The sequence below is a fragment of the Microbacterium sp. zg.Y909 genome, from assembly GCF_024626565.1.
The window spans coordinates 1-1770 of record NZ_JANJFJ010000603.1 but is presented as its reverse complement, the minus strand read 5'-3'; the positions used below and the strand labels follow the sequence as shown (position 1 = coordinate 1770).

The 1770-nt window shown below is 70.7% G+C and carries 1 protein-coding gene; it reads right to left on the bottom strand.

Translation table 11 applies throughout. From position 1 onward, the window contains the following. A partial coding sequence (locus tag NQ160_RS23325; RefSeq protein ID WP_257517390.1) for a cadherin-like domain-containing protein occupies window positions 1-1770 on the bottom strand: 1770 nt, incomplete at both ends.

The following is a 1770-nucleotide window of genomic DNA, read 5'->3' as shown; positions in this document are numbered from 1 at the left end:
CCGTGGCATCCTGCACGCGATAGCGCACCACGAGGCTCCCGACGAAGTCGCCGGCCGGCGTCACCTCCACGCGTCCGTCGCCGAGCACGCGCGGCTGCCCCTGCGTCTGACCCACCTCGAGCTGGGCATCGATGACGGTCAGCGGGTCGTTCGGGAACGGGCTCTGGTCGTTGGCGAGCACGTCGATCACCTGCGTGACACCCTGGTGGGCCTCGGGAAGCACGTCCTCTGTCGTCACCGCCAGCGGACGGGTCGAGGCGGCCACAGTCGCCGTCACCGTGGCCGTCACCGGGTCGCTGTCGCCGTCGGTGACCGAGACGTCGATGTTGGCGGACGTGCCCTTGGGGGTCGACGCATCCGTCGAGACGCTCAGCGTGCCGTCCGAGACCGAGGCGCTGAAGCCGTTGGGGACCTGGCCGGCGAGCGCGAACCGCAGGTTCGGCACGTCTTCCTCATTGGGATCGGAAGCGAGGCCCCGAAGGTCGAGCGTCGTGGGATCCTCACCGGGCGAAACGGTGATCGATGCGCCCGACAGCGTCGGCGGCTCGTTGTCGGGCGGCAGCACCGTCACCGGGAGGGTGAGCGTCGCGACCCGGCCCTCGGGGTCGTCGGGGCCGGTGCCGTCGGTGACCTCGAAGGTGATCGCATCGGCGCCGTGGTAGCCGTCGGCCGACGTGTAGACGAGGGTCTCGGCATCCTTCACGAGTCCCGCGCCGTCGGAGTGCACGGCCGACACCTTCGCCGCCTCCGTGACGATCGCCCGGCCGCCCCCGGCGACCACGACGTGGTCGGCCAGGGGGATCTCCACGGTCTCGCCGCTCATGACCTCGATGCCGCCGGTGGAGCGCAGCGACGGGCGCAGATCGGCGAAGCCGGGCACGTGGATGAAGGCCGAGGCCGTCAGCCCGTCGACGTCGGTGACGTCGTAGCGCACGATGCGCGCCGCATCGGCGATCGGCACCCGCACGACGCCCGCCGAGCGCACCTCGACGTCGACGTCGGCGGTCGAGATCTCGAGCTCGTCGCGCACGCCGTCGGGGTCTTCGTCGTTGAGCAGCACCTCGACGTCGACCGTGGGGCTGTCCCCCACGTTGGCGATCGTCACGCGGTCATCGCGTGCGATCGGCGGCTGCAGCGGAACCTCCGGGTCGACGGTGACCACGAGCGAGCCGATGGCGGAAGCGCCCTGGGCGTCGCGGATCGTGTAGCTGAGGGTCTTCGTGCCCGCCTCTTCGGCGCTGGAGACCACGACGCGGTCGCCCTTGACCTCGGCGACGATGCCCTCGGGCACCTCGAGCCCCGACGCCACCAGCGTGAGCTTGTCACCCTCGGGATCGGAGTCGTTGACCATGACCGGCACGGCCACGGTGCGGTCCGGCCGCATCAGCACGACGTCCTTCACCGCGAACGGAGCCTGGTTCACACCGGTGCCCGGCGCGATGCCGACGCGCACGGTCGCAGTCGCCGAGAGGCCGAGACGGTCCTGCACCTCGTACGTGAATTGGTCGGCGCCCGCCGCGTCGGCGAAGGCCTCGTATCGCAGGAAGTTCTCGCCGATCTCGGTGATGCGTCCCTTGGCGGGCGCCGAGGACGATCCGACGATCTGCACCGAGTCGCCGTCGGGGTCGATGCCCTCGAGCGGAATCGGGATCTTCACCTCGGCGCCGCTGAGCACGCGCGCGGTCAGGTCGCGCGGACGCGGGGCCTGGTTGTTCTCGACGTCGACGTCGAGGATCTGGATGGTGACGTACCCGGCATCCTTCTGTCCGA